The organism is Mycobacterium shunyiense (assembly GCF_058270035.1).
In genome coordinates, this window is the sequence record NZ_JBZDPT010000001.1 from 278,784 (window position 1) to 302,610 (window position 23,827).

Below are 23,827 nucleotides of genomic sequence, written 5' to 3' on the forward strand. Positions count from 1 at the left end.
CGCTCATCGATCAACCCCGCCCATCACCGGATCGATCGACGCCACCGCGGCGATCGCATCGGCGACCATGCCTCCCTCGCACATCGCCGCCACCGCTTGCAGATTCGTGAACGAGGGGTCGCGATAGTGCACCCGGTACGGCCGGGTGCCACCGTCGGACACCATGTGCACTCCGAGCTCGCCGCGCGGGGACTCGACCGCGACATAGACCTGCCCGGCCGGTACCCGGATGCCCTCGGTGACGAGCTTGAAGTGATGGATCAGCCCCTCCATCGAGTGGCCCATGATCTTGGCGATGTGTTCGGGGGAATTGCCCAGACCGTCGGGGCCGACCTTGAGATCGGCGGGCCAGGCCAGCTTCTTGTCGTTGATCATCACGGGACCGTCGCCCATCTTCTCGAGCCGGTCCACACACTGCTCGACGATCTTGAGCGACTCCCGCATCTCCTTGACCCGGATGATGTACCGGCCGTACGAATCGCAGCGGTCATCGGTGATGACGTCGAATTCGTAGTTCTCGTAACCGCAGTACGGCTGCGCGCGACGCAGATCGTGGGGCAGCCCGGTGGAGCGCAACACCGGGCCCGTGATCCCCAGCGCCATGCATCCGGTCAGGTCGAGATACCCGACACCGACCGTGCGGGCCTTCCAGATGTAGTTCTCGTTGAGCAGATCCTCTAGGTCCTGCAAGCGGTTCGGTAACAGGTCGAGCAACGCCCGGACCTCACCGAGCGCGCCGTCGGGCAGATCGGCGGCCAGCCCGCCCGGCCGGATGTAGGCATGGTTCATCCGCAGCCCGGTGATCGACTCGAACACCCGCAGAATCTCTTCGCGTTCCCGGAACCCGTAGAACATCGCGCTCATCGCGCCCAGCTCCATCCCACCGGTGGCCAGTGCCACCAGATGCGATGTGATCCGGTTGAGTTCCATCAGCATCACCCGGATCACGCTGGCGCGCTCGGGAATATCGTCGGTGACGCCGAGCAGCTTCTCCACGCCCAGGCAGTACGCGGTCTCGTTGAAGAACGGCGAGAGGTAGTCCATCCGGGTGACGAAGGTGACGCCCTGCGTCCAGTTGCGGTATTCCAGGTTCTTCTCGATCCCGGTATGCAGATAGCCGATGCCACAACGGGCTTCGGTGATGATCTCGCCCTCGATCTCCAGGATCAGCCGCAGCACACCGTGCGTCGACGGATGCTGGGGACCCATGTTCACCACGATGCGTTCGCCGGCATGCTCACGGGCCGCGGCCACCACGTCGTCCCAGTCCTGTCCGCCGACCACCACGACGGGGGATTCGGTGCTCATCAGTTGTAGGACCTCCGCTGATCGGGCGGCGGGATCTGCGCGCCGTGGTATTCGACCGGGATTCCGCCCAGCGGATAGTCCTTGCGCTGAGGGTGGCCGACCCAGTCGTCGGGCATCTCGATCCGGGTCAGCGCCGGGTGACCGTCGAACACGATGCCGAAGAAGTCGTAGGTCTCGCGTTCGTGCCAGTCGGTGGTCGGATAGATGGTGAACAGCGACGGCACGTGCGGATCGGCATCGGGCGCTGCGACTTCCAACCGAATCCGGCGGTTGTGGGTGATCGACATCAGCGGGTACACCGCGTGCAGTTCACGGTCGGTGTCGTCGGGATAGTGCACCCCGCTCACGCCCAAGCACAGCTCGAACCGCAATTGCGGATCGTCGCGCAGCACACTGGCCACCGCGGGCAGCTGGACCCGGCTGACCTCCAGGGTGAGCTCATCACGATGCACCACCACGCGTTCGATCGACACCGCATAGCGTTCCTCACCGAGGATCTCGGCGAGCCGGTCCACGATCTCGTCGAAATACTGGCCGTAGGGGCGAGGGGAACTGCCGGGCAGTGCGACCGAGCGGACCAGGCGGCCGTAACCCGACGTGTCGCCGGTGCCCGAGGCGCCGAACATGCCGCGACGCGTCCCGATCACCTCGGCGCCCTCGCTGTTTCCGTTGGCTGTACTCACCGCAGCAGCCCCTTGAGCTCGATGGTCGGTGTGACGGCCAACGCTGCCTGCTCGGCCTCTCGGATCGCCTCCTCGCGGTTGACGCCGAGCGGCATCTGCTGAATCTTGTCGTGCAACTTGAGGATTGCGTGCAGGAGCATTTCCGGCCGCGGTGGGCAGCCGGGCAGGTAGATATCCACCGGCACCACATGATCGACGCCCTGTACCACTGCGTAGTTGTTGAACATGCCGCCGGAGGAAGCACAAACCCCCATGGCCAGCACCCATTTGGGCTCGGCCATCTGGTCGTAGATCTGGCGCAGTACGGGTGCCATCTTCTGGCTGACCCGGCCCGCCACGATCATCAGGTCGGCCTGCCGCGGTGTCGCCGAGAACCGCTCCATCCCGAACCGGGCAATGTCGAAACGCGGCCCGGCTGTGGACATCATCTCGATTGCGCAGCAGGCCAGACCGAAGGTGGCCGGCCACAACGACCCCTTACGCACGTAACCCGCGACGGCCTCCACCGTCGACAGCAGGATCCCGCCGGGCAGACGTTCCTCTAATCCCAATTCAAGCCCCCTCGCCGCCAGACATAGGCGTAAGCCACGAACACCGTGAGCATGAACAGCAACATCTCCACCAGCGCGAACAGCCCGAGGTTGTCGAAGGCCACGGCCCACGGGTAGAGGAAGACGATCTCGATGTCGAACACGATGAACAACATCGCCGTGAGGTAGTACCGGATCGGCATACGCTGGCCGGTCACCCCTGCAGCCCCGGGTTGCATCGGTTCGATACCGCATTCGTAGGCCTCAAGTTTGGACCTGTTGTAGCGCCGCGGGCCGATCACGAGCGCGATTCCCACGGAAACCACGGCGAACGCGGCCGCGATCGCTCCGAGAACCAGGATGGGCGTATATAAATTCATGCCACTTATCGCTCCCTCGGGTGGGCTGTCGATGTGAGCTAACCCACAGCCTAGCGAGGTTTGCGGCCTGTGCCACACATTTTGGTTAGTATCGTTTCATATCGGGGCAGCGTGTCGCTGCGGCCGTAGCCATGCCGCGAAAGTCAACGGCAACAGGGTAATTCGCGGAAAAGTTATCGGACCGGAGCGCGCAGCAACGACACCACCGCGTCACCCAACCGGATCGGATCGATCGGGTGCGGGACCGCCGCTTCGGCCTGTGACCAGCTAGCCAGCCATGCGTCGTCGGGTCGCCCGGTCAGCACCAGGATCGGAGGGCAGTTCGCGACTTCGTCCTTGAGCTGTTTGGCCACTCCCATGCCCCCGGCCGGGGTGGCCTCCCCGTCGAGAATGGCCAGGTCGATACCGCCGGCGTCCATCTGTGCGACCACTATCGGTGCGGTGGCGATCTCGACGTATTCGAGTTCGGGCAGTTCCGGGTGCACGCGTTTGCCCAGTGCGAGTCGTACCTGTTCGCGGGTGCGCGGGTTGTCGCTGTACACCAGGAGGCGCAGCGGCGCGGGGCCGGCCATGCTGCCGATGCTACTGCGCGCGGTGCCGTAGGCCGGTCAACTCAGCGAATTCTGTTGCAGGGCATCAGACTCGGGTGAACACGAGTTCACCGGACAGGATCGTCGTCGGACCGACCATCCCGAGCATGTCGCCCGACACGCCGAAGTCGTCTCGTTGGACCTCGCACTGACCTGACAACTGCAGCGCGCCGTCGTCGAGTGCCTCCACATCGACGGGCAATTCGACGGGCTTCGACACTCCGCGGACGGTCAGGACCGCCGTCAGCCGCACCCGGTCGTCGGATGGCTCCAAACCTGTCACCTGCACCGTGATGTTCGGATGGCCCTCGACATCGAAGAAATCGGCAGACCGCAGATGGTTGTCCCGCTTCCCGATGCCGGTGCGAACAGATGCCGCTTCGATCACCACCTGGCCGCTCACTCCGGCGCCGGCGGACCCTTCACCGCGAAATTCGGTGAACTGCCCGGTGACGGTGGTCAGGCCCCACATCGTCTTGTTCCTGAACGTCACCTTGGATCGGTCTGGAACCAGGATCCAGTTCCCGGCGCTGACGGTCAGGATGTCGCTGGTCGTGGCCATGAAACCTCCAATTTTCGCTCGGATCGGGTGAGCAGCTCGGTTCAGGCGAACAACGGCGCGATGTCCTTCGGATCGAAGTATTCGTCGATGCGGTGGATAAGACCGTCGGTACCCACTCTGATCACGATGCACACCCGCAGTGCGATCAACGTGCCGTCGGGGGTGCCGGCGTGTAAGACGTGCTGTTGGACGAATCCGCCGTCGAAGAACTGTCGATCGAGCACCTCGTAGTGGCGCCCGGTGGTCGCGTTGATGAACCAGTCGATGACCTTCAAAGCACGGGTGCGGTCGTTGTCCTTGGCGTCGCCGGCGTGCCAGACCGACACATCGTCGGCCCACAGCTGGGCCACCGCGGCCTTGTCTCCGCGCTCGATCGCGTCGAACAATCGGTGCGCGACGCCGTCGACGACTTCGACTTCGGTAGGGGACATCATCGGCTCCTCGGGTAGGGCTTGACCTCAACAGTCATTCAGGTTTCAGACTCGAATCATGAACTCCACGCCCGCACATTCGCTGTTCGACGAAGCCTACGAGTCCCGTACCGCGCCATGGGTCATCGGCGAGCCGCAACCGGCCATCGTCGAGTTGGAACGCACCGGCCTTCTGGGCGGCAAGGTGCTCGATGTCGGCTGCGGCGCCGGTGAACACACCATGCTGCTGACCCGGCTCGGGTACGACGTACTCGGCATCGACTTCTCCGAACATGCCGTGGCCCAGGCCCGGGAGAACGCGACGCAGCAGGGTATCGACGCGCACTTCGCCGTCGCCGATGCGACCCGGCTCGGTGAGGCGGAGGGCCCGCGGTACGACACCATCGTCGACAGCGCGCTGTTCCACGTCTTCGACGATGCCGACCGGCCCCGCTATGTGGCCGCTCTGCACCGGGTGTGCCGGCCGGGTGCGACGGTGCACGTATTGGCTCTGTCCGACGCGGGCCGCGGTTTCGGACCCCAGGTCAGCGAGGAGATCATCCGACAGGCCTTCTCCGAAGGCTGGGACCTGGAATCTCTGGAGACCACGACATACCGCGGCGTGGTGGGTGCCGCGCATGCCGAGGCGATCGGCGAGCCGGTCGGGGCCCGGGTCGACGAGCCGGCGTGGCTGGCCCGGGTCCGCAGGCTCTGACGGGTTCACGGCTCGTCGTAGCCCGGATGTGCGGCGGCGAGCCGTTGACGCACCAGGACGCGCAGGCAGGCGGTGACGTCGTCGGCTCGGTCGTCGAGCTGCCCGGACCGGATCGCCGCCGCGAGTGAGGCCTCGTCGGTGAAGCCGACGCCGCTCAGTGCGGCTTCGGCGACCGGGACGGCTTCGGCGGCCAGCAGTTCGCGTTCGACCATGCGCAGCGCATTGGCCGCAACCCGGGCCTGAAACTTGACCGGAGCGGCAACCGACTCACTGTCGCGCACCTCGGTGTCGAGGAACTCCGCGACCGCAGCCACCAGCTCGGCTGCGGTCGGCCGTCCGTACAGGTTGATCACCAGCTGCTCCCGTCCAGCAGACCCAACAGATCCCACTCCGTCTCGCAGACCCGACGGCCGATGGTCGCCAGCTCCACCGACCGGGTCTGCCCGCTCAGATGGCGCTCGGCCTGGTAGCGGCAGATCACGCCCCAGCGCAGGGTGGCGAGCACGAGCCACCAGCGGATCGCCGATCGGTCCAGCGGCTGCCCGCCGGCTTGCTCGTAGGCGCTCAGAAAGGACTCGATGCTGCCCAGCCCACCGGCTCCGAGGTCGCCCGGCGCGCCGAACCGCCAGGCCCGGATGCAGAACCAGGCCAGGTCCTCGTACACCTCGCCGAGGTGCACCAACTCCCAGTCCAGTACCGCGGCCAGACCCGAGTCGTCCACGATCAGGTTGCCCATCCGGAAGTCGCCGTGCACCAGCCGCAGCGGTGAGGCGGACGGCCGGTTGGTTTCCAGCCAGCGAAAGGCCCATTCGAAAGTGGCGGTGGTATCGCACATCTCGTCGAGCTGCCCGCGCCACTGGGAAATCTGGTCGAGCTCCACGAGGCCGGCCAGCGCCGGCGGTTCGGCCCGGTGGATGGCGGCCAGCGCCTGCGCGCACTGCGTGAGCAGCCGGGACCGGCCGGCGTCGTCGAGCATGCGCTGAATACGCCGCACGATGGTCTCGCCACCGATGAAGTCGCAGATCAGGAACGGATCGCCCAGGGCGGCAACGGAATTGTCGGCGACGATCACGTGGGGGACCGGCGCCCCGGCCCGGGCCGCAGCCTGTTGGGCGCCGGCCTCAAGCTCCATGCCGGCGTGCACCTCGTCAGGTGCGCCGGTCCGCAGGATCAGGGCACGCCGGGCCGAGTCCGTGACCGCATCGAACGACCACGTGGTGCGGCTGGCGCCGCCGGTCAGCTCGCGCAGATTCTCGACGGCGACCTCGGCGCCGAGCACCGGGGTGAGGACGTCGACCAGTCGGGGAGTGAGCAAGGCGGGGCTGGTCACCGCTTTGCCTTGCCGAACCCGAACAACCGCTGCGCCACCCGACGCATCTGGATCTCCTCGGCACCCTCGGTGATCCGGTACCGCCGGTGGTGGCGGTAGATGTGCTCGAACGGTTCGTGACGGCTGTATCCGATGCCGCCGTGTACCTGCATGGCACGGTCGGCGGCCTCACACACCAGCCGATTGGCGCGGTAGTTGGCCATCGAGACCTTGTCGGACACCTCCATATGGTGGTTCTGGTCCAGTTGCGTTGCGGCATAACGGACGAGCAGCCTGACCATCTGCGCCTCGGTCTGCAATTCCACCAGTGGCCACTGCACGGCCTGGTTCACTGCCAGCGGCTTGCCGAACACCATCCGCCGGTTGGCGTAGTCCACGGCACGGTCGATACAGAACTGGGCGGCGCCCAGGCTGCTGGCCGCCTGACGAATGCGGTTCTCGTGCAGGAAGGTCTGCCCGACCTCCAGACCGCGGCCGATCTCGCCGAGCACCGCGTCGGCCGGCACGCGTACATCCTTCAGTTCGACCTCACCGTGATCGGTGGGCATGTTGAACGTCCACCAGTAGAACGGGACGGTGAATCCCGGCGCGTCGGTGGGCACGAGGAATGCGGTGATTCCCTGAGCTGATCCGGCACTGCCCGACGTCCGGGCGAAGATCAGATCATGGGTGGCCCGGTGCACTCCGGTGTTCCACCGCTTGCGCCCGTTGATGATCCAGCCGTCCCCATCGGCTACTGCCGTCGTCTCCAGCCAGGTGGCATCCGAACCGTGGTCGGGTTCGGTCAATCCGAACGCCATGGAACGCTTGCCGGTGAGCATCGCCTCGACCCAGTCCGCCTTCTGGGCCTCGGTGCCGAAGCGGTCCATCATGATCACCTGAGGGAAGTTCCCCACGATCGAGGACTCGTCTTGCAGGTCGTTGTGCAGCCCCAGCCCCTTGTGCGCCAGGTGTTCCCGGATCACTGCCATGTCCAGGTTGCTGCCATCGCGCCCACCGAACCGGGCGGGCAGGCCGTACCGCAGCCACCCTGCGGCGTCGGCCCGTCGCCGCATCTCGTCGAGCAGGTCCTCCCAGGCCCGGGCGGGCACTCCGCCGTTCTCCCAGTCGGTGCGGGCATATTCGCGGCGCTGGTCGAAGTACTGCATGTGCTCACGCTCAAGCGGCTTGATCTCGGCCTCGATGAACTCGTCCATCTCGGTGAGCACGGTTGAAAGATGTTCGGGCAAAGCGAAATCCACGGTGATCTCTCTTTCTCGGGTCAGAAGCCGTACAGGGTTCTCTTCCAGATGGTGGACAGGGTCGTGATGGCCTCAGCGTCGCTGATCTCGATGCCGAGACCGGAATGACCGACGAATACCGTGGTGAAGTTCTCGAACAGCAAGGCGATGGCTGCCGCCACGTGTTCCGGTTGTAGGCCCTGGGCGTGGCCCTGGTCCTGCGCGTGGTGCACCGAGGCGATGACGATGTCGACACCGAACCGTCGGAACTTGTTCTGCACATCGGCAAATCGCTGCTGCGTCGCAGCCAACTGGGCAACCGCGATCATGATGCCGATGTTCTGTTTGAAGATGTTCCAGTAGCCGGTGACGACCGTGGTGAAGAACTCGGTGTCCTCCGGAGAGTCCGGCAGGTGCAGGTTCAGCCCCGACGGCTCGACGACGTCGTGCAGGAAGGATTCGGCCAGCGCCGCCAGCAGATCCTCCTTGTCGGTGAAATACCGGTAGAACACTGCTGGACTCTTGCCCGCGGCGGAGGTGATATCCGAGAGCGTGGTGCCGTGAAAACCGCGTTCGGCAAAAAGTTTCCGCGCGGCGAGCTCGATCGCCGATCGGGTCTGGCGGCCTTTGGTGCCCAGCTCGGCAGCGGTCATCGACGCCTCAGTTCAAGATCCGGTCGCCTGCGCGCAGCAGGGCACTGGGAAGCTCGTGGCCCACGGCTTCCTGTGCGACACGTGCGGCGTCGATCGCGGCCGACAGGTCGACGTCGACGGCGATGTCGCTGTCGCGCAACAGGTAGACCAGATCTTCGGTGGCGATGTTGCCGCTGGCTCCCGGGGCGAACGGGCAGCCGCCCAGCCCGCCGACCGATGCGTCCAAGCGGGTGACCCCGGATTGCACCGCCGCGTAGGCACTGGCCAGTCCCGCGCCGCGGGTGTTGTGGAAGTGCGCACCCAGTGGCAGGCCCCCGGTCAGCGGCCGGACCTGAGCGATCAGGGAGCTCACCCGACGCGGGGTGGTCGTGCCGATGGTGTCGGCGATGGCGATCCGGTTGACGCCGAAACCGACTGCGGACGAAACGATGTCGTGCACCCGCTGCGGATCGGTCGGGCCGTCGAACGGGCAGTCCCACGCGGTGGCGATGATGACCTCCACCGAGGTGTTGGTGTCTGCCGCGATGGCCATGATCTCGGCGATCTGAGCCGTGGCCTCGGCCGAGGTGCGCCCGACGTTGGCCTGGGAGTGGGCGTCGGAGGCGGACACCACGTACTCGATCGAGCCCAGCCCCGCGGCAATGGCGCGTTTGGCGCCGTTGGGGCTGGCCACCAGGGCAGAGAACTCGACGTCGGGGAACTTGTGCAGTTCCTCGGCGAGTTCGGCCGCATCGGCCAATGCGGGCACTTTCGAGGGTGAGACAAATGCCGTCGCCTCCACCTCACGTACCCCGGTGGCCACGATGGCCTCAAGGATTGCAACCTTGGCGGACAACGGAATCGGCGCCTCGATCTGCAGGCCGTCGCGTAGACACACCTCGCGGATGTCGACCTTCTCGGGCAGGTTCATCTCACAGCACCCCCTCTGCACGCAGGGTTTCCAGGTCTTGTGCGCTGCGCCCGAGCAGGTCGCCGTACACCTCGTCGTTGTGCTGGCCTGGCCGGGCCGAGCCGGCGTTGCGGATCGTGCCAGGTGACTCGGAGAGCACCGGGACGACGCCGGGGCCCTTGACGTTGCGCTGCACGCGCTCGTCCCAATGGTCGGCCAGCATGCCGCGGACCTGCAGTTGCGGGTCCTGCATGACCTCGGCGACGGTGTTGATCGGCCCGCTGATCACCCCGGCTTGTGACAGGGTCTCGATGATGTCGTCTGGCTCGCGTTTGGCTGCCCAATCACCGATGATCTTGTCCAGCTCATCCTGATTGCGGCCCCGGGCAACATGATTGGAGAACCTGTCGTCGGTTGCCAGCTCGGGGCTACCCATCGCGGCGCACAATCGGCGGAACACGGTGTCCTGGTTCGCCGCGATCACCACCCAGCTGCCGTTGGCACTCTGGTAGATGTTCGACGGCGCGATGCCTTCCAGCCGGGTGCCCGACGGTCCGCGGACCACACCGCCGACGTCGTAGTCGGGGATGGTGGATTCCTGCACTGCCAGGCAACTTTCGGTCAGCGCGGTGTCGACGACCTGACCCTCTCCGGTGACGGTCCGCCGGTACAGGGCAGCCAGCGCGCCCTGTGCGGCGAACATGCCGGCCAGGCTGTCGCCCAGCGACAGGGCCAGCCGCGGTGGGGGACCACCGGGGAACCCGTTCATGTGGCGCAGTCCGCTCGAGGCCTCGGCCACCGAGGCGTAACCGGCCTTGCCTGCGTCGGGCCCGGTCTGCCCATACCCTGACACCCGCACCAGGATGATGCCCTTGTTGCGTTCTCGCAGAACGTCATAGCCCAGATTCCACTTCTCCAGGGTGCCGGGCCGGAAGTTCTCCACGATGATGTCGGACCGCTCGACCAGGTCCAGAAAAAGCTCGCGGCCCTTGGCGGTGCGAAGGTCCAGGGTGACGGCCTTCTTGTTGCGGGCGTGCACGGTCCAGAAGAAGTGGTGCCCGTCGAGCTCGGCCTGTCCCCAGGTGCGCAGCGGATCCGGGGTGGCCGGCAGTTCGATCTTGATGACCTCGGCGCCCATGTCGCCCAGCAGCCTGCCGGCGAACGGACCGGAGATCAGAGTGCCGAGTTCGATCACCCTGATGCCGTCGAGAGGTCCGGTCGTCATAGTGACTGCTCCGATGCCCCGTCGCTTCGCTCCTGCCCGCCGAATCCGTGCCGGTGCAGCCAATCCGTGCTGATTGCGACGGCCTGGCGTAGGGTGCCGCGCTGATCCGGACCCGAGTAGTAATGGTTGGCGCCGGGGATCTCGTGCATCTCCTTGTCGGAATGCCCGATCGCCTCGAACAGCCGACGGGTGTGGCTAGGCGTGCACGCGTCGTCGGCCAGGTTGCCGATCACCAGCGCGGGGACCGCGATGTCCGGCCCGGCCTTGACGGCGTCACCGTTGGCATCGTCATAGCTCCACTGCGACAGCCAGCTGCGCAGAGTGCAGAATCGCGCCAGTCCGACCGGACTCATGTTGACCACCTGCGGATTACCCAGATAACACGTGCCGGGCTGACGATCGTTGGGATCGACGGTCGGGTCCAGCCAGCGCGGGTCGGCCATGGTGCCGTGCACGACGAATGCGAATTCGTCATCGGGACGTCCGGCGGCCTTGAGCTCGGCGAGTTTTTCTTTGACCCACTTGGTGATCCGCCGGTTGCGGGCGATCTGGGCCTGGTGGTAACGCTCCAGGAACTCCGCTGTGTAAGGCGGCTGATTGGGGTTTTCCGGGTTGTAGAGATCCAGTTCCGGGTCGCGCTTGGAGGGATCGTTCTCATCGAGGATGGACGCGTCCATCCATTCGGTCATGGTGCCGTGCCGGCTGATATGGGCCGCGAGCAGCATGATTCCATCGGCCGGGATCAAGCCCAGTTTGGTCAGATCGGGCCCGTCGCCAGAGGGGCTTGCCGTCACCGTCGGGTTCTGCGCCTGCTGTTGGTAGAACACCGAAAGGGATCCGCCGCCGCTCCAGCCGGCCAGCACCACCTTGTCGTATCCGAGTCGATTCTTCGCGTCCTTGATGCACTCGCCGAGATCCTCGACCACCTTCTCCATCAGCAGGGCCGAGTCGGTGCCACGGAACCGGCTGTTGCAGTAGATGACGTGGTGGCCGGCGCGGGCCAGCGCGTTGATCATCGGTAGGTAGGCGCCGCCGCCGATCGGGTGCATGAACACCAACACGGTGTCGGACGGCTTCTTGGGGCGCAGCAGGTAGCTCTCGAGTACGACCAGCTCGGCGACGCCGCCGTACACGTCGCGCACCGACGAGTTGTTCTGGTAGGCAACCAGGTACGGGATGCGGTCGTACTCGTGCTTCACAGGTGCTTCGGTGGTTGCAGTCATGTCTAGTGTTGCCCCAGGTCGTTGGCGAGGATTTCAGCGGACGGGATGAGACGACGGCGGGTGTCGATGGCGATCACCGACCAGTCGACCCGGTCGTAGTCGTCGAACTTGCGGCGCGCGCGTTCGCGCGCCTTCTCGGGCGCCCCATGGTGAACGCCTTGCGGTGCATGGGAAACCAGACCGGGCGGCATCGGGATGCCGTAGAGGGTTCCGCCGTGGAAGAACGCGATCTCGTCGTAGTCGACGTTGCGGTGGTACCAGGGAGTGCGTTCGGTGCCCGGCACGCTCTCGGCGGGTTTGGGTAGGAAGTTCATCACGTACACACCGGTGGCCTGCATGAAGAGGTGCACCGTCGGTGGCAGGTGCACGCTCTCGGAGGTGATGACGGTGTAGTCCTCGATGTTGAAGGTGAACGGGAAGTTGTCGCCCCGCCAGCCTTCCACGTCAAGGGGATTGTGTTGGTAGAACAGCGAAGTCGGACCGCCGTCATGAATGAGGCGCACCTCGTACTCGTCCCGCCCGTCATCGTCGATGGGTTGCGGTTCGGGGATGGTGACCTGCGCCGGGTCGAAGGGGAAGTGGCGGCCCAGGGTGCCCGCCGGCGGGACCCGGAAGTCGTCGGTGGCCTGGATCATGAGGAAAGTACTCGCTCCGTCCTCTCCACTGTCCGGCACCTGACGGAACGTGCAGGCCTTCGGGATGTACACCCAGTCGCCTTCGCGGTAGCGCAGTGGGCCGAATTCGGTTTCCAGCAGGCCCGCGCCCTTGTGCACGAACAACAGCAGGTCGCCGTCGACGTAGCGGACGAAGAACGGCATCTCCTCGCTACGGCGGCTCAGCAGCACCTGGCAGTCCGCGTTGGAGAACATCAGCAGCGGACCGCCGTGCGCGTCGGTGGCGTCGCTGGGCTTGAGCTCACTGGACAAGACATCGGTGGGGCGCAGGGGGCCGACGGTGCGGTAGGCGGTGGGGTCGTTGCGCCGGTACATGTTGGCGGTGCGGCCGACGAAGCCGCCGCGGCCGAGTTCGTCGTCCTTGAGGCCGTCGAGGTCGGCATGCACCCGCTTCGGGGTCTTGCCTTTACGCAGGTGGACGAATGATTCCATGCTCGACTCCTGAAGGTGCGGGGCGAAAACTGAAAGTGACTTTACTTTTCATTACAGCGGCTGACAAGGGGTGACAAGGCAACGATCTGTCGCGTTTTGGGTCCGACTCCCCGGGGTAAGCCCTTGATGGGCGCCCACGCCCGCTGCTGCACGTCGGTGTCAACGAAAGGACTCGCATGCGAAAGGAATTGGAAGGCCGCAGGGTGGGAATCCTTGCCGCCGACGGTGTGGAGCGCATCGAACTCGAACAACCCCGCGACGCGGTCGAGAACGAGGGCGGTCACGTCGAACTGTTGTCGCTGAAAGCCGGCGAAATCCAGGCCCGTGATCACGACCTCGAACCCGCTGGCACGTTCCCGGTGGACCGCACGGTCGCCGAGGCGAAGGTCGACCAGTTCGACGCGCTGATCCTGCCCGGCGGCACCGTGAATCCGGACAAGTTGAGGCTCGACAAGAACGCCGTGGCGTTCGTCCGCGATTTCGTGCAGTCGGGCAAGCCCGTCGCAGCCATCTGCCATGGTCCGTGGACCCTTGTGGAGGCGGATGTGGTGCGCGGCCGCACACTGACCAGCTACCCGAGTATCCGCACGGATCTCAGCAACGCCGGCGCCACCGTGGTGGATCGGCAGGTCTGCGTCGACGGCAACCTGATCACCAGCCGCGCCCCCGGTGACCTGCCCGCGTTCTGTGAGGCGATCACCGAGGTCTTGGCGAGTAGCCCCGCCCAGACCTGAGCGCGGGTCAAGCCCCGGCGATGTGCGCTGCGGCACGTGCCCGGGCGACGGCCTCGCCACGCATCTGTTCCCGTTCGGCAGGCGTCCACCTGGTGGTGGGTTCCACCACCAGGGTGTCGACGCGGTAGCCCAGCATCCCGAACACATACTCCAGATACGGCTTCTGGAAATCCTGCAGTTCGGGGTGGCGCCCATCGTAGGCGCTGCTGCGGGTCAGGATGAGCTGCAACGGTTTTCCCTCACCGAGGGTGCCCACGTGTTCACCACGCTCGTTGAGGGTGAAGCTGGCCACCGGCTGCACGATGACGTCGATCCACGCCTTGAGGGCGTGCGGCACATGCCAGTTCCACATGGGGGAGGACACCACCAGCCGGTCGAAGCCACGCACCCGTTCGATCTCGGCGAGCACCTGCTGCCACACCGCGTGCTGATCCTCGGTGATCGGGTCGCCGAACAGCTGAGCGAACTTGGCGATCGCCGCATCCCGGCCGAACCGCAGCACATCGTCGTCCCACACCGAGAGGCGCTCCACCTCGCCGACCGCGTCGGCGGCATCCAGATAGGCCAGCGCCAACTGGGAGGACAACGCGTCGTCCCCCTTCGGGCTGGCCTCGATCCACAGGGTCTTCATCAATCTCTTCCGTCAGATCAGCTCGCTCAGATCATGGATGTACGGGGGATCTTCATCCCCAGCGCCAGCGCACCGGCCAACTCGCGGCTGGTGTCGTAGTCGAACACCACGTGGCCGGACAGCACGTCGACGTCGCGTTTGAACCGCTGCAACGGGCTCGAAAGAAAATGGATGCTGGCTCCGCCCGCGCCCATCAGATCGCCGATCACCGCCTTGGATTCGGAGACGATGTGTGCAGCCGCCAGACGGGCCTGCGCGCGAACCGGCTTGTCCACGGCGTCGCCGGTCGCCACGATGGCCTCTATCTCGCCGACCGTGTCGGCGAGCAGGGCGCGCAGAGCGCGCACCCGGACCTGCGCCCCGGCCAAGTGGGCCTGCGCGATCGGCTTGTCCTTCTGCATGACGCCCTCGTAGGGCAGCACACGTTCGCCGAGGCGTTGCGCATAGATCTCGGTGACCCGCTCGGCGCTGCCCAATGCAGGCATCGCCGCCAGAAGTGCCAGTGCGGGCACCATCGGCCAGCGGTAGGCGCTGCTGTCGTGCAGACCGGCGCCGGGTGCGGTACCGGAATAGATGTCGAGCACCTTCACCAGTCGGTGCTCCGGGACGAACACGTCGGTGGCGATGGCGTCGTTGGAACCGGTGGCCCGCATGCCGTCGGTGTGCCACACGTCGGCCACGGCCACATCGCTGATCGGCAGCAGTGCGAGTGCCGGATACAGCGCGTCGTCGGGTCCGCACAGTGCCGCGACGATGATCCAGTTGCCGTGCATGACGCCGGTGGCCCAGGACCACCGGCCGGTGAGGCGGATGCCGCCGTCGGCCGGCAGTCCGCGCCCGGTCGGCGCGAGCGGGGCGGGCGCCAGGAACGGGCGGCTCGCGAAGGCCTCGTCCTGGGCCTGCTCGCCGAACAGCGCCAGCATCCAGTTGTGCAGGGCCAGGAAGCCGATGGTCCAGGCGCTCGACGTGCATCCGTGGGCCATCCGGCGTACCGGATCCAGGATGGCCGGGAAATCAGCCTGCTGACCGCCATAGCGGGCGGGCACCAGGAGTTCCGTGAAGCCGGAGTCGACGAGGTCGGTCACCGTCGCGTCGGGAAGCCGGCGCAACTCCTCGGCTTCACCGGCGCGATCGGCCAGTCGAGCGACGAATTCGGCGGTGATGACGCGGTCCGTGGTGGGGGGCGAGGTCATGGCCGAAAGTTACCATACTTTTTTGTATGGCCCCTTTGGGGGCTGTCCCTGAGGCCCCGGCCGGGCATTTCGAAAACTGGTTGGCGACGATCGGATAACCCTCCGGACACCAGTTGTGAACAGATGCGTATCGGTGTTCATCGACCGCCGTCCGCGCGGTCGCGAGTGTCGAACCGTTTTCCCAGGTAGATCGACTGCCGGCGCGTAATAGATAAAGTCAGAATCACTTTTTGAAATCCCCAGACGTGCAGTTCGGCGGCGCGCCGCGGGTTTTCCCCCGTCATGGGCCCGTGATTTACTCATGGCGCAACAACTGAATTCTTCGGTCCGCTCATCAGAGGCACCGGCTCAGACGAGCGGGCGTGACAGTGCAGTGACTCGGTCGCTGCGGTGTCGCTTGGCGATGCTTATCGCTGATCGCGCAAATGGCGTAGTTGACCGGAAACGGATGGATTCGCAGTATGACCTTCATTGACAAGATTCGTGGCCATTGGGCACGCCGCATGACGGTGGCGGCTGTGGCAGCGCTGTTGCTGCCTGGCTTGATCGGAGTGACGGGCGGGTCGGCGACCGCGGGAGCATTCTCCCGGCCGGGTCTGCCGGTGGAGTACCTGATGGTCCCGTCGCCGTCGATGGGCCGCGACATCAAGATTCAGTTCCAGAGTGGTGGGCCGGGTTCGCACGCGGTGTACCTGCTCGACGGCCTGCGTGCTCAGGACGACTTCAACGGCTGGGACATCAACACCAACGCGTTCGAGATGTTCCTCAACAGCGGCCTGTCGGTGGTCATGCCGGTCGGTGGTCAGTCCAGCTTCTACAGCGACTGGTACAACCAGGCCTGCGGTAAGGCCGGTTGCACCACGTACAAGTGGGAGACCTTCCTGACCAGCGAGCTGCCGCAGTGGCTGGCCGCGAACCGCGACGTCGCGGCGAACGGTAACGCCGCGATCGGCCTGTCCATGGCCGGCTCCGCCGCACTCATCCTGGCGACCTACCACCCGGACAAGTTCATCTACGCCGGTTCGATGTCGGGCTTCCTGAACCCCTCCGAGGGCTGGTGGCCGTTCCTGATCAACATCTCCATGGGTGATGCCGGCGGCTACAAGGCCAACGACATGTGGGGTCCGACCGAGGACCCGAACAGCGCCTGGAAGCGCAACGACCCGATGGTGCAGATCCCCACGCTGGTTGCCAACAACACCCGGCTCTGGATCTACTGCGGTAACGGCCAGCCCAACGAGCTGGGCGGCGGCGACCTGCCTGCCACCTTCCTCGAAGGTCTGACCATCAAGACCAACCGCACCTTCCAGGACAACTACATCGCTGCTGGTGGCACCAACGGTGTGTTCAACTTCCCGGATTCCGGTACCCACAACTGGGCCTACTGGGGCCAGCAGTTGCAGGCCATGGTTCCGGACCTGCAGCGGGTGCTCGGCTAAGCCGGACAACACGCGATAACGAGATCGCCCAGAACACCAAGTGTTCTGGGCGATTTCGTTATGTGCGGGTTCCGTGCCCGATCCAACAGCTGCCGCTACCGATGACCGCAACCGATGGCCGAGCAGACGCAAAAGTGCCCGGTTTCCATGGAAACCGGGCACTTTCGCTGGGGGCCCCTCCCGCTTGCGGGGGACTGCTCGCCGGGAGAAAACCGGCAGGGGGACGAACTACTTCAGTTCGGCCGAGGACAGGCCCAGCAGACGGCGGGCGACCACCAGCTGCTGAATCTGCTGAGTGCCTTCGAAGATGTCCAGGATCTTCGAGTCCCGGGCCCACTTTTCCAGCAGGGTCTGCTCGGAATAGCCGGTGGTACCCGCCATTTCGACAGCCTTGAGGGTGATGTCGCTGGCCACGCGGGCGGCCTTGGCCTTACCCATCGAGGCTTCCTTGGAGTTCGGGATGCTGTTGTCCGCCTGCCATGCCGAGCGCACTGTCAACAGGTAGCCGGCCTCCCAGTCGGCCTCCATGCGCAGGAACTCCGCGGCCGCGGCGCTCTGCGCGTGGGCGGGCTTGTCGTAGGAGATCTCGATACCGGCGTCGGTGAGGATCGCCCGCAGGTCCTCCAGCGCGGCGCGGGCAATACCGACGGCCATGGCCGCCACGATCGGCCGGGTGTTGTCGAAGGTCTCCATGACCCCGGCAAAACCCTTCTCCACGTGGACTTCCGGATCGCCCAGGAGGTTGTCCTTGGGGATGCGCGCGTTCTCGAAGCGGATCACCGCGGTGTCGGATGCCTTGATGCCCAGCTTGTGTTCAAGGCGCTCGACAGTGACCCCGGGATGTTCGCGCGGCACGATGAACGACTTGATCGCCGCCCGGCCCAACGATTTGTCCAGCGTCGCCCACACCACGATGTGACTGGCCCGCGAACCCGCGGTGACGAAGATCTTCTCGCCGTTGATCACATACTCGTCGCCGTCGAGCACCGCGGTGGTGGTGACTGCCGCCGAATCCGATCCGAAGGACGGCTCGGTGATGGCCATGGCGGCCCAGACGTCCTTGCCGAGGCGCTCGAGCTGCTCGGGGGTGGCCACCGAGGAGATGGCGGCGTTGCCGAGGCCCTGACGCGGCACCGAGAGCAGCAGGGCGACGTCGCCCCAGCTGATCTCCAGCGCGTTGAGCAGTGCGGACATGTTGGCACCGTTGACCGTGACCTTCTCGCCCTTGGTGTTGGCGTCGTCGCGGAACGCCTCGGCACCGGCGAACGAGATGGTCTTGGCTTCCGAGATGCCTTCGAACAGGGTGGCCAGGGTGTCCAGCTCGACGGGATAGGCGTGCTCGGCGAGGTCGTACTTGCGCGAGATCGGGCGAAGCATCTCCGCAGCGCCCTGGTGGCCCTTCTCGATGACCGCCTGGAGCTTGCGGGGCATTTCCAGATTGATTGCCATGATTAGTCTTTCAGCTCGGATCGATGGCTAGATAACTACGACACCCTCGGCGACGCCGATGGCCCGCAGATCGCGGTACCAGCGCTCGACCGGGTGTTCCTTGGTGTAACCGTGACCGCCGAGCAGCTGGACGCCGTCCAGGCCGATCTGCATGCCCTTGTCGGTGCCGAGCTTGCGGGCCAGTGCCGCCTCGCGGGCGAACGGCAGTCCCTGCTCGGCACGGGCGGCGCCACGCCAGGTGATCAGCCGCAGGCCGTCGAGTTCGATGGCGATGTTGGCGGTCATGAAGGCCACCGACTGGCGGTGCGCGATCGGCTCACCGAAGGCCGTGCGTTCCTTGATGTAGGGGATGACGTAGTCGAGCACCGCGTGCGAGGTGCCGACGGCCAGGGCGGCCCAGCCCAGGCGGGACAGGGCAATCGCCTCTGAGTAGTCCTGGTCGGTGGCCTCGTCCTCACCAAGGCGGTTGCTCAGCGGCACCGCCACGTTGTCGAGCTCGACCTGACCGAGGGCAGCCGCACGGATGCCCATGCTCGGATCGGCCTTGACCGTGAGCCCCGGCGACGAGGCCTCGATGATGAACAACGCCGGCTTACCGTCCAATTGCGCTGCCACGATGAACAATTCGGCGTTGGCAGCTGCCGGAACCAGCGACTTGACGCCGGACAGGCGATAGCCGCTGGGGGTACGAACCGCAGTGGTCTTGAGTGCGGTGGGATCGAACAGGGGGTGCGGTTCGGCGATCGCCACACACGCCTGCGGCACGTTCTCGCCGGCGAATTCCTTGAGGTAGGTGGCCTGCTGGTCGGCGCTACCCCAGTGGGTCAGGGCCGAGGCGACGCCGCCCGGCGCCAGGATCGGCAGTGCCAGGCCCATGTCGCCGTAGGCCAGGGCCTCGGCGACGAGCGCGTTGGTGACGGTGCTGCGGTGCTCGGCGATGCCGTCGAAGTCCTCGGGCACGTTGACGGCAGTGATGCCCAGCTCAGCGGCCTTGGCGATGAGGTCCGCGGGGTAGGCCGCGGCCTCGTCGGCGTCGTGCGCGGCGGGTCGCAGGATCTCCCCGGCGAACTCCCGGACCGTCTCGACGATCATCTGCTGGTCTTCGTCGGGGGTCAGGTCGAAGTAGTCTGCCCCGCTGGCCTTCAGCCTGGTGGGTGCCTTTCCGAGCCCCTGGATCCGCTGGAATTGGCGGGTGGCCGCGCCCGCGGTCGAAAACACCTGCTTGACACCGTATTTCAGGCCGCGGTTCAGCGGATCGCGCAGGCCGTAACGGTCCAGGAATTCCTGGCCGACGATGGGCGTGATCAGCGCCAACCCGATGTCGGTCGCTGTCCGCTTGTGCTTGTGCAGTCCGACCGCGCTTTGCCGGCCGGAGCTGGAGGGACGGGATGGGGTGCCGTTCTTGGACGGCAGGGTGTTGGTCATGTCAGCTGCCTCTGCTGGTCGTAGCGACGCATCTGACCGTATCTTACTCCGGAGTAAGGTACGGCATCTGTTACCAACTTCACAGCGCCACAGATCAGGGTTCGGCGGCCGAGAGCTGGTCGTACTGCTCGCGGTTTGTGCGCACCTCGTCCATGTGCGCCTCGGCCCACGACTTGACTCCGATCATCAATCGCTGCAAGGAAAAGCCCAGGTCGGTGAGCTCGTAGGTGACTGTGACCGGCACGCTTGCGGTCACGGTCCGGGTGAGCAGGCCGTCGCGTTCGAGGGATCGCAGCGTCTGGGTGAGCATCTTCTGGCTGACCCCGGCCAGGCGCCGGGAGAGTTCGGAGTAGCGCATCGGACGTGGTTCGCCGGATTCGCCAGCTTCCGGTCGTGGGCCGTCGCCCCCGAGCGCCGCCAGGATCAGCGCTACCCACTTGTCGCTGATGCGGTCGAGCAGCTGGCGGCTGGGGCAGTTCGCCAGGAACGCGTCGTATTCCATCTTTGCTCGGGCCCGTTTCTGGGCCGCGGTTGTCGTCGGCACGTCGGCTCCCATCGGTCCCGGTGAGTTACGCACCTGGAAGTGCGTACTTCCCATTGGAGAGTTACCCATCCATCGTGGAGTAGTCAACACCTCACCACAAGACCCAGGAGTGAATGAACATGTCCGTTCCCACATTTCGCATCGCAGTCGTCCGTACCCCGGCCGGCCCGGACTCGATCGAAATCGTCGATGTGCCGCTGACCGAACCGGGTCCCGACCAGGTCCGGGTGAAGGTCGCCGCCGCGGCGGTCAACCCCGTCGACCTCGGCGTGGCAGCCGGGGTGTTCCACGACCTAGGCCTGGTCGATCAACCGAACTGGACCGGACTCGGCTGGGATTTCGCAGGCATTGTCGAGGCTGTCGGGGCAGGTGTAGATCTGGCTGTGGGAACGCGGGTCGCCGGGGTGGTGGCCGGATTCGACCGGGACTACGGCACCTACGCCGAGCAACTGGTGGTGCCGGCGGCCGACGTTGCTGTCGTGCCGGACGAATTGGACTTGATCGCGGCATCTACGGTGCCGCTCAACGGATTAGCCGCGGCGCAGATCCTCGATCTGCTCGGCGATGCACCGGCCCGCGGGGCTCGGCTGTTGGTCACCGGGGCCGCGGGTGCGGTCGGGGGATACCTCGTCGTGCTTGCCCAGGAGCGCGGTTGGAAAGTGACCGGGCTGGCCCGCGAGCGCGACGAGCAGTTCGTCCGCGGCCTGGGAGCCGGCTTCACCGCCGACGCGGAGCCAGGCTGGGATGCGGTCGCCGACGCTGGTGCACTGCAGCAGGCGGCTCTCGCGCTGGTCCGCGACGGCGGGCAGTTCGTCGGGGTGCAGCCGAGTGCGCAACTATCGGCGGAGCGCGGCGTCACAATTGCCGCTGTCGTCGCTCACCCCGACGGCACCCGGCTCGCCGAACTCCTCGGCGATGCGGCGTCCGGGCGGTTGCGGACCCGCGTGCATGCGGTGCTGCCATTGGATCAGGCCGCCGACGCGCACCGCGCCGTCGCCAAGGGCGGAGTGCGTGGGAAGTACGTGCTCCAGCCGTGAGCTCAGTTGCCGGCGAGCCGGTCCAGCACTGCGGCGTGCACCAGGCCGTTCGTGGCCAACGCACTGCCGCCGTGCGGACCGGGGGCGCCGTCGACGCTGGTGAAAGTGCCGCCGGCCTCGCGGATGAGGATGTCGAGCGGGGCGATGTCCCACAGCTTCACCTCGGGTTCGCAGGCGATGTCCACCGCGCCCTCGGCCACCATGCAGTACGACCAGAAGTCGCCGTAGGCGCGGACCCGCCACACCGCGTCGGTCAGTGCGACGAAGTTGTCCCGGCGGTCTTCCCAGCCGGTGGTGAGGTCCGAGTACGACAGGCTTGCCGAGGCGAGATCGGCGACGCCTGACACCGACAGTTTGCGGGTCGTCCCGGCGAACGAACCGAACGCGCCCTGACCCAGGCCCGCCCACCAGCGCCGGGCCAGGGCCGGTGCACTCACCACGCCGACGGTCGGGACGCCGTCTTCGAGAAGGGCGATCAGTGTGCACCAGACCGGGACGCCGCGGACGAAGTTCTTGGTCCCGTCGATCGGATCGATCACCCACTGGCGTCCGGTCAATGTCGTTGTCCCACCGAACTCTTCACCGAACACCGTGTCGTCGGGGCGAGCCGTGGCCAGCGATGCGCGCAAAGCTTCCTCGGCGCCGCGGTCGGCGTCGGTGACCGGGGTCAGGTCGGGTTTCGTCTCGATGCGCAGGTCCAGGGCGCCGAAGCGGTCCATGGTCAGTGTGTCGGCCTGATCGGCCAACTCGAGGGCCAGTGCCAAGTCATCTGAGGTGGAACTCATGCCGAAAGTCCTACCATGGCCTGGTGTGGGAAATCGGCATACTCCTCTTGCTCGTCGGCGCGCTGGTGCTGCTGTTGGCGCCACGGATCATGGCGCGTCGGGGAATTCGCGGTGAACTGGCGCACGGCACGTTGCTGGTGACCGGGGTGAGCCCGCGTCCTGATGAGACGGGGGAGCAGTTCGTCACCATCACCGGTGTCATCACCGGCCCGACGGTCAACGAGCACGTCGTGTATCAGCGCATGGCCGTCGACGTCAACGAGTGGCCGACCATGGGGGCGCTGTTACCCGTCGTCTATTCGCCGGGCAACCCGGACAAGTGGGCCTTTGCGCCCGCGGAGCCGCCCCCGACCTGATCAGGCGTGGGCGATCCGGAGCAGCTCGGCCACACTCGCCAGCTTCACCCGGGGCCGGCCCACCGTCTCGCCGGAGGCACGCTCGTGCGCGTCGATCAGCTGCCAGTGTTCACCGGTGACCAGCTTCGGTTGATGTTCCAACAGCCATTCGGCCAGTTCGACGTCGTACTCTGAACCGCGCTCGTCGACGCCGGCCGTCGCAAGGTCGTCGAGCAGGGTGTCGACTGTCTCCTGCGAGTCCTTCTTGTTGCTGCCGATCACACCGGACGGTCCCCGCTTGATCCAGCCCACCACGTATTCGTTACGGCTGCCGTCGATTCGGCCGTCGGTGTGCGGGATCGTGCCGGAGCGTTCGTCGAACGGCAGCCCCGGGGTTGGCACGCCGCGGTAGCCGACCGCCCGCACCACCAACTGGACCGGCAGTTCCTCGCGCTCTCCGGTGTCCTTGGCCACCACGCGTCCGTTCGGGTCGCGGACAAGTTCGTTGCGGCCCAGCACAATCGACTCGACCCGGTCCTCGCCGTGCAACTCGATGGGGGAGGTGCAGAAGCGGAATACGATGCGCCGCTTGGATTCTTGAGGCGGCTCGTCGACGTACTTCCGCAGCACCCTGATGTTCTGTTTGACGGTCTTGCCCGCCGCTTCGAGGTCTTCGTCGGTGATGTCGGCGAAATCGGCCGGGTCGAGAATGACGTCGACGTCGCCCAGACCTTCCATGTCGCCCAGCTCGCGCAGTTCCAGCGTGGTGAAGGTCGCCTGCAGCGGGCCCCGGCGTCCGATTACGACGACTTCTTCCACCCCGCGGGTGTCCAGCGAGGCCAGCGCATGGTCGGCGATGTCGGTGTTGGCCAGGGCCTGCGGGTCGCTGACCAGAATGCGCGCCACGTCCAGCGCGACGTTGCCATTGCCGACGACCACGGCCCGCCCGCCCGCCAGGTTGGGCGCCATGCCGTCGAAATGGGGATGGGCGTTGTACCAACCGACAAAATCGACTGCGGCCACGCTGCCGGGCAGCTCTTCGCCGGGGATGTGCAGGGCCCGGTCGGATTGTGCTCCGATGGCGTAGACGACCGCGTCGTAGCGTTGCGCCAACTCGGCCGGGGTGACGTGCTCACCGACCTTGATATTTCCGAAGAACCGGAAGCGTGCATCGGCTGCGGTCTTGTCGAACTGGGCGCTGATCGACTTGATCTTCGGATGGTCGGGCGCCACTCCCGAGCGCACCAGCCCCCACGGAGTCGGCAGCATCTCGAGCATGTCGACTCGCACGTCGCGATCGGAGTCGGGTAGATCGGCGAACTTCAGCAACGATGCGGCAGCAAAGAATCCCGAAGGGCCGGAGCCGACGATCGCTACGTGATATGGGCGCATACCCTGCCTTCTTACGAGCGGAAAAACCGTCACAGACCC

27 protein-coding genes are annotated in these 23,827 nt (G+C 66.0%); 5 read left to right on the plus strand and 22 right to left on the minus strand.

The window, feature by feature from the left end; translation table 11 throughout:
• Positions 1 to 3 precede the first annotated feature (3 nt).
• From nuoD to AC4ELS_RS01445, 7 genes are all read right to left on the minus strand, one after another.
• The gene (nuoD, locus tag AC4ELS_RS01415) at positions 4 to 1,308 is read right to left on the minus strand and encodes an NADH dehydrogenase (quinone) subunit D (protein ID WP_064878924.1); all 1,305 of its coding nucleotides are present in this window, start codon (positions 1,306 to 1,308) and stop codon (positions 4 to 6) included.
• Positions 1,308 to 1,991 carry an NADH-quinone oxidoreductase subunit C gene (locus tag AC4ELS_RS01420; RefSeq protein ID WP_064959444.1) on the minus strand — a complete coding sequence of 228 codons (684 nt, stop codon included), beginning with the start codon at positions 1,989 to 1,991 and terminating at the stop codon, positions 1,308 to 1,310. The genes nuoD and AC4ELS_RS01420 overlap by 1 nt, the downstream gene beginning before the upstream one ends.
• A complete protein-coding gene (locus tag AC4ELS_RS01425; RefSeq protein WP_036388633.1) occupies positions 1,988 to 2,542 on the minus strand; it encodes a NuoB/complex I 20 kDa subunit family protein in 555 nt (184 codons plus the stop codon). Before AC4ELS_RS01425 ends, AC4ELS_RS01420 begins: the two co-directional genes overlap by 4 nt.
• Positions 2,533 to 2,901 (minus strand): NADH-quinone oxidoreductase subunit A, encoded by a 369-nt coding sequence (locus AC4ELS_RS01430; RefSeq protein ID WP_055112226.1) that lies wholly within the window; start codon positions 2,899 to 2,901, stop codon positions 2,533 to 2,535. Before AC4ELS_RS01430 ends, AC4ELS_RS01425 begins: the two co-directional genes overlap by 10 nt.
• 173 nt (positions 2,902 to 3,074) lie before the next feature.
• On the minus strand, positions 3,075 to 3,473 hold the full coding sequence (locus AC4ELS_RS01435; RefSeq protein WP_448442752.1) for an Rv3143 family two-component system response regulator: 399 nt from the start codon (positions 3,471 to 3,473) through the stop codon (positions 3,075 to 3,077).
• Between the two features lie 64 nt (positions 3,474 to 3,537).
• On the minus strand, positions 3,538 to 4,053 hold the full coding sequence (locus AC4ELS_RS01440; protein WP_064959443.1) for a YceI family protein: 516 nt from the start codon (positions 4,051 to 4,053) through the stop codon (positions 3,538 to 3,540).
• 41 nt (positions 4,054 to 4,094) lie between these two features.
• Positions 4,095 to 4,484, minus strand: a complete 390-nt coding sequence (locus AC4ELS_RS01445; protein ID WP_448442754.1) for a nuclear transport factor 2 family protein — start codon at positions 4,482 to 4,484, stop codon at positions 4,095 to 4,097.
• A gap of 58 nt (positions 4,485 to 4,542) precedes the next feature.
• Here AC4ELS_RS01445 and AC4ELS_RS01450 point away from each other — a divergent pair, with 58 nt between their 5' ends.
• Complete coding sequence (locus tag AC4ELS_RS01450) at positions 4,543 to 5,178, plus strand: class I SAM-dependent methyltransferase (RefSeq protein ID WP_064878938.1); 636 nt, start codon at positions 4,543 to 4,545, stop codon at positions 5,176 to 5,178.
• A gap of 5 nt (positions 5,179 to 5,183) precedes the next feature.
• On the opposite strand, the gene AC4ELS_RS01455 is transcribed toward AC4ELS_RS01450, so the two are convergent.
• From AC4ELS_RS01455 to AC4ELS_RS01490, 8 genes are read right to left on the minus strand one after another with little or no spacing between them, the layout of a single operon-like run.
• Positions 5,184 to 5,531: a DUF6285 domain-containing protein gene (locus tag AC4ELS_RS01455; protein WP_064878940.1), complete on the minus strand. Its 348-nt coding sequence runs from the start codon at positions 5,529 to 5,531 to the stop codon at positions 5,184 to 5,186.
• Positions 5,528 to 6,508 (minus strand): phosphotransferase family protein, encoded by a 981-nt coding sequence (locus tag AC4ELS_RS01460; protein ID WP_448442757.1) that lies wholly within the window; start codon positions 6,506 to 6,508, stop codon positions 5,528 to 5,530. The genes AC4ELS_RS01455 and AC4ELS_RS01460 overlap by 4 nt, the downstream gene beginning before the upstream one ends.
• Complete coding sequence (locus AC4ELS_RS01465) at positions 6,505 to 7,749, minus strand: acyl-CoA dehydrogenase family protein (protein WP_064878943.1); 1,245 nt, start codon at positions 7,747 to 7,749, stop codon at positions 6,505 to 6,507. Before AC4ELS_RS01465 ends, AC4ELS_RS01460 begins: the two co-directional genes overlap by 4 nt.
• A 20-nt stretch (positions 7,750 to 7,769) precedes the next feature.
• Positions 7,770 to 8,381: a TetR/AcrR family transcriptional regulator gene (locus AC4ELS_RS01470; RefSeq protein ID WP_055112240.1), complete on the minus strand. Its 612-nt coding sequence runs from the start codon at positions 8,379 to 8,381 to the stop codon at positions 7,770 to 7,772.
• Positions 8,382 to 8,388: 7 nt separating this feature from the next.
• Positions 8,389 to 9,291 (minus strand): hydroxymethylglutaryl-CoA lyase, encoded by a 903-nt coding sequence (locus AC4ELS_RS01475; protein WP_448442761.1) that lies wholly within the window; start codon positions 9,289 to 9,291, stop codon positions 8,389 to 8,391.
• A gap of 1 nt (position 9,292) precedes the next feature.
• The gene (locus AC4ELS_RS01480) at positions 9,293 to 10,495 is read right to left on the minus strand and encodes a CaiB/BaiF CoA transferase family protein (protein ID WP_448442763.1); all 1,203 of its coding nucleotides are present in this window, start codon (positions 10,493 to 10,495) and stop codon (positions 9,293 to 9,295) included.
• A complete protein-coding gene (locus tag AC4ELS_RS01485) occupies positions 10,492 to 11,718 on the minus strand; it encodes an alpha/beta hydrolase family protein (protein ID WP_448442765.1) in 1,227 nt (408 codons plus the stop codon). The genes AC4ELS_RS01480 and AC4ELS_RS01485 overlap by 4 nt, the downstream gene beginning before the upstream one ends.
• Positions 11,719 to 11,720: 2 nt before the next feature.
• On the minus strand, positions 11,721 to 12,824 hold the full coding sequence (locus tag AC4ELS_RS01490) for a homogentisate 1,2-dioxygenase (RefSeq protein WP_064959436.1): 1,104 nt from the start codon (positions 12,822 to 12,824) through the stop codon (positions 11,721 to 11,723).
• 176 nt (positions 12,825 to 13,000) lie between these two features.
• Between AC4ELS_RS01490 and AC4ELS_RS01495 the strand changes: the two genes are divergently transcribed.
• A complete protein-coding gene (locus tag AC4ELS_RS01495) occupies positions 13,001 to 13,558 on the plus strand; it encodes a type 1 glutamine amidotransferase domain-containing protein (RefSeq protein ID WP_064959435.1) in 558 nt (185 codons plus the stop codon).
• Positions 13,559 to 13,565: 7 nt separating this feature from the next.
• Here the strand turns inward: AC4ELS_RS01495 and AC4ELS_RS01500 are convergent, their stop codons facing one another.
• Both AC4ELS_RS01500 and AC4ELS_RS01505 read right to left on the minus strand, forming a co-directional pair.
• On the minus strand, positions 13,566 to 14,189 hold the full coding sequence (locus tag AC4ELS_RS01500) for an NAD(P)H-dependent oxidoreductase (RefSeq protein ID WP_448442767.1): 624 nt from the start codon (positions 14,187 to 14,189) through the stop codon (positions 13,566 to 13,568).
• Between the two features lie 26 nt (positions 14,190 to 14,215).
• Positions 14,216 to 15,382: an acyl-CoA dehydrogenase family protein gene (locus AC4ELS_RS01505; RefSeq protein ID WP_448442769.1), complete on the minus strand. Its 1,167-nt coding sequence runs from the start codon at positions 15,380 to 15,382 to the stop codon at positions 14,216 to 14,218.
• A 461-nt stretch (positions 15,383 to 15,843) separates the two neighbouring features.
• Here AC4ELS_RS01505 and AC4ELS_RS01510 point away from each other — a divergent pair, with 461 nt between their 5' ends.
• Entirely contained in the window at positions 15,844 to 16,821 is a 978-nt protein-coding gene (locus AC4ELS_RS01510; protein WP_064878964.1) for an esterase family protein, read from the plus strand.
• 228 nt (positions 16,822 to 17,049) lie between these two features.
• Here the strand turns inward: AC4ELS_RS01510 and AC4ELS_RS01515 are convergent, their stop codons facing one another.
• The 3 genes from AC4ELS_RS01515 to AC4ELS_RS01525 form a co-directional block, all read right to left on the minus strand.
• Positions 17,050 to 18,270 carry an acyl-CoA dehydrogenase family protein gene (locus AC4ELS_RS01515; protein ID WP_055112260.1) on the minus strand — a complete coding sequence of 407 codons (1,221 nt, stop codon included), beginning with the start codon at positions 18,268 to 18,270 and terminating at the stop codon, positions 17,050 to 17,052.
• Positions 18,271 to 18,297: 27 nt separating this feature from the next.
• The gene (locus AC4ELS_RS01520) at positions 18,298 to 19,695 is read right to left on the minus strand and encodes an acyl-CoA dehydrogenase family protein (RefSeq protein WP_499045416.1); all 1,398 of its coding nucleotides are present in this window, start codon (positions 19,693 to 19,695) and stop codon (positions 18,298 to 18,300) included.
• Between the two features lie 94 nt (positions 19,696 to 19,789).
• Positions 19,790 to 20,239 carry a winged helix-turn-helix transcriptional regulator gene (locus AC4ELS_RS01525; RefSeq protein WP_064879145.1) on the minus strand — a complete coding sequence of 150 codons (450 nt, stop codon included), beginning with the start codon at positions 20,237 to 20,239 and terminating at the stop codon, positions 19,790 to 19,792.
• Between the two features lie 119 nt (positions 20,240 to 20,358).
• Between AC4ELS_RS01525 and AC4ELS_RS01530 the strand changes: the two genes are divergently transcribed.
• The gene (locus AC4ELS_RS01530) at positions 20,359 to 21,276 is read left to right on the plus strand and encodes an NADP-dependent oxidoreductase (protein ID WP_499045418.1); all 918 of its coding nucleotides are present in this window, start codon (positions 20,359 to 20,361) and stop codon (positions 21,274 to 21,276) included.
• A gap of 2 nt (positions 21,277 to 21,278) precedes the next feature.
• Here AC4ELS_RS01530 and hisN read toward each other — a convergent pair whose 3' ends face one another.
• Positions 21,279 to 22,061: a histidinol-phosphatase gene (hisN, locus tag AC4ELS_RS01535; protein ID WP_499045420.1), complete on the minus strand. Its 783-nt coding sequence runs from the start codon at positions 22,059 to 22,061 to the stop codon at positions 21,279 to 21,281.
• Positions 22,062 to 22,084: 23 nt separating this feature from the next.
• Between hisN and AC4ELS_RS01540 the strand changes: the two genes are divergently transcribed.
• Positions 22,085 to 22,417 carry a hypothetical protein gene (locus AC4ELS_RS01540; RefSeq protein ID WP_448442778.1) on the plus strand — a complete coding sequence of 111 codons (333 nt, stop codon included), beginning with the start codon at positions 22,085 to 22,087 and terminating at the stop codon, positions 22,415 to 22,417.
• Here AC4ELS_RS01540 and AC4ELS_RS01545 read toward each other — a convergent pair whose 3' ends face one another.
• On the minus strand, positions 22,418 to 23,788 hold the full coding sequence (locus tag AC4ELS_RS01545; RefSeq protein WP_064878981.1) for an FAD-dependent oxidoreductase: 1,371 nt from the start codon (positions 23,786 to 23,788) through the stop codon (positions 22,418 to 22,420).
• Positions 23,789 to 23,827: the final 39 nt, after the last annotated feature.

What these genes read in the sequence shown, in the direction of transcription:
- nuoD (WP_064878924.1), bottom strand. Translation starts at nt 1,308, where the DNA reads ATGAGCACCGAATCCCCCGTCGTGGTGGTCGGCGGACAGGACTGGGAC.
- AC4ELS_RS01430 (WP_055112226.1), bottom strand. Translation starts at nt 2,901, where the DNA reads ATGAATTTATATACGCCCATCCTGGTTCTCGGAGCGATCGCGGCCGCG.
- AC4ELS_RS01435 (WP_448442752.1), bottom strand. Translation starts at nt 3,473, where the DNA reads ATGGCCGGCCCCGCGCCGCTGCGCCTCCTGGTGTACAGCGACAACCCG.
- AC4ELS_RS01440 (WP_064959443.1), bottom strand. Translation starts at nt 4,053, where the DNA reads ATGGCCACGACCAGCGACATCCTGACCGTCAGCGCCGGGAACTGGATC.
- AC4ELS_RS01445 (WP_448442754.1), bottom strand. Translation starts at nt 4,484, where the DNA reads ATGTCCCCTACCGAAGTCGAAGTCGTCGACGGCGTCGCGCACCGATTG.
- AC4ELS_RS01450 (WP_064878938.1), top strand. Translation starts at nt 4,543, where the DNA reads ATGAACTCCACGCCCGCACATTCGCTGTTCGACGAAGCCTACGAGTCC.
- AC4ELS_RS01470 (WP_055112240.1), bottom strand. Translation starts at nt 8,381, where the DNA reads ATGACCGCTGCCGAGCTGGGCACCAAAGGCCGCCAGACCCGATCGGCG.
- AC4ELS_RS01475 (WP_448442761.1), bottom strand. Translation starts at nt 9,291, where the DNA reads ATGAACCTGCCCGAGAAGGTCGACATCCGCGAGGTGTGTCTACGCGAC.
- AC4ELS_RS01480 (WP_448442763.1), bottom strand. Translation starts at nt 10,495, where the DNA reads ATGACGACCGGACCTCTCGACGGCATCAGGGTGATCGAACTCGGCACT.
- AC4ELS_RS01485 (WP_448442765.1), bottom strand. Translation starts at nt 11,718, where the DNA reads ATGACTGCAACCACCGAAGCACCTGTGAAGCACGAGTACGACCGCATC.
- AC4ELS_RS01490 (WP_064959436.1), bottom strand. Translation starts at nt 12,824, where the DNA reads ATGGAATCATTCGTCCACCTGCGTAAAGGCAAGACCCCGAAGCGGGTG.
- AC4ELS_RS01495 (WP_064959435.1), top strand. Translation starts at nt 13,001, where the DNA reads ATGCGAAAGGAATTGGAAGGCCGCAGGGTGGGAATCCTTGCCGCCGAC.
- AC4ELS_RS01500 (WP_448442767.1), bottom strand. Translation starts at nt 14,189, where the DNA reads ATGAAGACCCTGTGGATCGAGGCCAGCCCGAAGGGGGACGACGCGTTG.
- AC4ELS_RS01505 (WP_448442769.1), bottom strand. Translation starts at nt 15,382, where the DNA reads ATGACCTCGCCCCCCACCACGGACCGCGTCATCACCGCCGAATTCGTC.
- AC4ELS_RS01510 (WP_064878964.1), top strand. Translation starts at nt 15,844, where the DNA reads ATGACCTTCATTGACAAGATTCGTGGCCATTGGGCACGCCGCATGACG.
- AC4ELS_RS01515 (WP_055112260.1), bottom strand. Translation starts at nt 18,270, where the DNA reads ATGGCAATCAATCTGGAAATGCCCCGCAAGCTCCAGGCGGTCATCGAG.
- AC4ELS_RS01520 (WP_499045416.1), bottom strand. Translation starts at nt 19,695, where the DNA reads ATGACCAACACCCTGCCGTCCAAGAACGGCACCCCATCCCGTCCCTCC.
- AC4ELS_RS01530 (WP_499045418.1), top strand. Translation starts at nt 20,359, where the DNA reads ATGTCCGTTCCCACATTTCGCATCGCAGTCGTCCGTACCCCGGCCGGC.
- hisN (WP_499045420.1), bottom strand. Translation starts at nt 22,061, where the DNA reads ATGAGTTCCACCTCAGATGACTTGGCACTGGCCCTCGAGTTGGCCGAT.
- AC4ELS_RS01545 (WP_064878981.1), bottom strand. Translation starts at nt 23,788, where the DNA reads ATGCGCCCATATCACGTAGCGATCGTCGGCTCCGGCCCTTCGGGATTC.